Here is a 3,456-nt window from a genome sequence, read left to right on the forward strand (position 1 = left end):
CCGCCAGCAGGAATTCGAGTTCGCTCATCTGCGCGCCCGGCGCGGCGTAGTACGAGACGTTCTCCACCGCGATCGGCCGTTCCAGGATGTCCTGCACGCGGCGGATGCGCGCGGCGACGTATTCGACCGCCTCGGCGGTGAAAGGGATCGGCATCAGGTCGTACAGATGGCCGTCGTCCGAACAGTAGGAAAGATGCTCGGTGTAATAGCGGATGCGATGGGTATCGAGAAAGCCCTTCACGTCGCGCACGAAATCCTCGTCCAGCGGCGCCGGGCTGCCGAGCGACAGCGACAGGCCGTGGCAGACGAAGGGGTGGCGTTCGGTCAGCGCGCGGAACTGGCGCCCGCGCGCGCCGCCGACGTGCATCCAGTTCTCGGGGGCGACCTCCAGGAAAGCAAGCGATTCGGGAAAGTGATCCGACAACGGTCCCAGCAGGGCCCGCCGCAGACCGAGGCCGGCGCCACGAACGGGGGGTTCGAACGCGTGCATGACGCCGGCCTGTCAATGCCTACTGCGCCGTGCCGCCTTCGGCAGGCTTTTCCCCGGCCTTCTTGTCGGCGCCGCACTTGCCCTCGCCGCATTTGCCTTCACCGCACTTGCCCTCGGCAGGCTTGGCCGCGGCGCCGGCATCGGTCGTCGGGGCAGTTTCGGCGGCCGGTGCCGGCTCGGCCGGTGCAGCGCTGTCGCCGGTATCCGCCAGCAGCAGATAGCCTGCGCCCAGGTCGCGGGCGGCGAAGGGGCTGGTCTCAGCGCTGGCCAGCGGGCTGGCGCCGAGCGTGGCGGCGAACGCCGTGCCTAAAGCGACGGCGAGCGGTTTCCTGCTGAACTTCTTCTCCATGGTTGCACCTCTTTGGTGTTGTGCTGGGTGATGCCGGCCGGATGCGTCCGCGGCCGGGGTCGCCTTGATACTCGGCACCGCGCGCGGCGCGGCACCGGAGGGGTCATCTTAGTCCGGTTCGGGCACCGTGTGCAGCACACGTTCAGCCAGTCGTTCAGCCTGGAACATGGGCGCGGAACAGCGGCGCTCGCTGCACAGGAAGGCCGCCGCACGCGGAAGCTTCGGGTAGGCGACGTCCGCATTCGGCAGCGGCCCTTCCGCGCGATCCCACCATTCCACCCGCTGATAACTGCCGGGCAGCGCGAGTGCGGCGGCGAACAGTGCCTGTGCCTCGGCATCCTGCTTGTCGCCGACCACGGTCACCTGCAGCGGTTCACGGCCCAGTTCGTCGTCGGCCAGCAGGATACCGGACTCTTCGAACGCTGCCTCGACCACGTCCGGCCGACTCAAATGGCGCATGCCGTGCCGGGCCTGCTCGAAGAAATCCGCCGCGCCGGTGTAATGGGCCAGCAGATTGAAGAAGCGCGTGGCCCGGATGTTCTCCTCCAGCGCCGGTGCCGGCGCCAGCGGGCCGCCGGCCACTGCGCTGCCGTTGAAACCGCCTGCAGCGTGACGGAAATGCGCCGCGATGAAGCGCCCGGCCTGCGCCGCCCGCGTCAGCCATTCGCGCTCGGCGGTGACGTGATAGAGGGCAAGAAAAGCGCTGCCCATGGCCAGGCTGTCGCCGAGAAAGGGACCGCCGCTGTCGCGATCGCCATGCCGGAAGCCGCCCTGGGGCAGGCTGCGGTGGGCGATGACCCAGCGGGCCGCACGCAGGGCAGCGGCCAGATCGGCCGGATTGCGATCGGCACGGTACAGCGTGGCCAGCGCCTCGATCGCCCAGCCGTTCTCCTGTGCGTAGCGTGCGGTATCGACCCGCGGCAGTCCCTGGCGCCGGCGCTCGGCGTCACCGAGCGCGAAATAGGCATCCGATTTGCGTCCCGGCACCAGGTCTGCATCCTGGCTGGTGTAGAACGCACCCTCCGGGCTGGTCAGAAAGTCACGCAGGTAGTCGCGCGTGCGCCGGGCCGCCTCGAGGTAGCGAATGTCGCGCCACTGCAACCAGGCCAGCGCATAGATGCGCAGGTAGCCGGTCTGCACGCGCATGATCTTCTCGTAGTGCGGCTGGCGCCAGTCGCCGCCGGTCGAGTACTGATAGAAGCCCCCCCAAGCCGGGTCGAGCAGGGCCAGGGCGGCGTCCAGGGTCTGACGCGCGCGACGCGCGGCGACTTCGTCGCCGACCGCGGCGCGACGCATGGCGTATTCGACGCTGTCGCGGTCGAGGAATTTCTGTGCCAGCTTCAGGCCGCCTTTGTCGCTGTCGTAGGCCAGGTCATAACGCTCCACGAGCCGACGCCGCAAGGGACCCGGCAGCTGCTCGCTGCCCGGCGCGCTGCGCACAGGCGGCGCCGATTCCGGGCGCGGATCCGCCACCACGGCGCGCGCGAGCGCCAGGAAATCGGACGCGGGGATGTAGCCGGCACGCTTGACCAGCTCGCGTCCCTCGGCGTCGTAGATGATGGTGGCCGGCCAACCCCAGGCGCGGTAGCGATTGGCCAGATCCGGACGGGCGTCGTGGTCCACGCGCAGGGTCAGGTAATGCCGACGCAGGTAGCGGACCAGCTCGGGATCACGCCAGGTGCTGGCGTCCATGACATGACACCAGTGGCACCACACGGCCTCCAGGTACAGCAGCACCAGCCGCCGCTCGGCACGGGCGCGCGCAAACGCCTGCTCGGACCAGGCTTGCCACTCCAGGCCGGGCGCGGTCGCCGGCGCCGCCACGCCCGGCCCGCCCAGAGCCAGTCCCAGCATCAGCATCGGTAGTGCCAGTCGACGGCGCATGTCCCTGATACGCAGCCGCCGGGCTACCCGATTCAGCCCTCGGCCAGCGCCCGGCGGTAGGCGTCGGCCACGTCCGCGCCGAAACAGCACAGCAGCACCCGCTCCGGCAGTGCGTGCTGCGCGAGGAATTCGCGCACGGTCTGCACGGCGATGCGTGCCGCCTGATCCGCAGGGTAGCCGTAAACGCCGCAGCTGATGGCGGGAAAGGCCATGCTGCGACAGCCTTGGGCGGCTGCCAGTTCCAAGCTGCGGCGGTAACAGCTGGCCAACAGCGCCGGCTCGTTGCGATCTCCGCCGTGCCAGACCGGGCCCACCGTGTGGATCACGTAGCGGGCCTTGAGGGCAAAGCCGGGCGTGATTCTGGCCTCGCCGGTGGGACAGCCACCCAGGCGCGCGCAATACGCCTTCAGTGCCGGGCCGGCGGCGCGGTGAATGGCGCCGTCCACGCCGCCACCCCCGAGCAGGCTCGAGTTGGCCGCATTCACGATCGCGTCCACGTCCAGCTGCGTGATATCGCCGCTGACCAGTTGGATGCGATCGTCCATGTGTGCGCCCCAAACGAAAAACCGGGGACGAGCCCCGGTTTTGAGTTTAACCCGCATTTCTCACAGGGGAATCGGATGATGGCGAAGAGCCGGGCTTGGATCGCGCCGGCCTGGAGCGAGGGACATAGCCCAAGCTATGGCCCGAGTGAAGGCCAAGCGAGGCGGGCCCGGAGCGAGCCAGGCCGATT

4 protein-coding genes are annotated in these 3,456 nt (G+C 69.2%); all 4 read right to left on the reverse strand.

The annotated features are described in order from the left end of the window. On the reverse strand, positions 1-490 hold a 490-nt coding region (locus VNJ47_13295), incomplete at its 3' end, for a DUF692 family protein (GenBank protein ID HXG29808.1). A gap of 19 nt (positions 491-509) precedes the next feature. Then, complete coding sequence (locus VNJ47_13300; protein ID HXG29809.1) at positions 510-839, reverse strand: hypothetical protein; 330 nt, start codon at positions 837-839, stop codon at positions 510-512. A 108-nt stretch (positions 840-947) separates the two neighbouring features. Further along, the gene (locus VNJ47_13305) at positions 948-2,723 is read right to left on the reverse strand and encodes a DUF255 domain-containing protein (protein ID HXG29810.1); all 1,776 of its coding nucleotides are present in this window, start codon (positions 2,721-2,723) and stop codon (positions 948-950) included. A 32-nt stretch (positions 2,724-2,755) separates the two neighbouring features. Then, complete coding sequence (locus tag VNJ47_13310; GenBank protein ID HXG29811.1) at positions 2,756-3,268, reverse strand: O-acetyl-ADP-ribose deacetylase; 513 nt, start codon at positions 3,266-3,268, stop codon at positions 2,756-2,758. Between the last annotated feature and the right edge of the window lie 188 nt (positions 3,269-3,456).

Source organism: Nevskiales bacterium (assembly GCA_035574475.1).
Taxonomy (GTDB): Bacteria; Pseudomonadota; Gammaproteobacteria; order Nevskiales; family DATLYR01; genus DATLYR01.

Bases quoted from the DNA above. Each gene is read 5' to 3' on its own strand.
- VNJ47_13300 (HXG29809.1), bottom strand. From the start codon at position 839: ATGGAGAAGAAGTTCAGCAGGAAACCGCTCGCCGTCGCTTTAGGCACG.
- VNJ47_13305 (HXG29810.1), bottom strand. From the start codon at position 2,723: ATGCGCCGTCGACTGGCACTACCGATGCTGATGCTGGGACTGGCTCTG.
- VNJ47_13310 (HXG29811.1), bottom strand. From the start codon at position 3,268: ATGGACGATCGCATCCAACTGGTCAGCGGCGATATCACGCAGCTGGAC.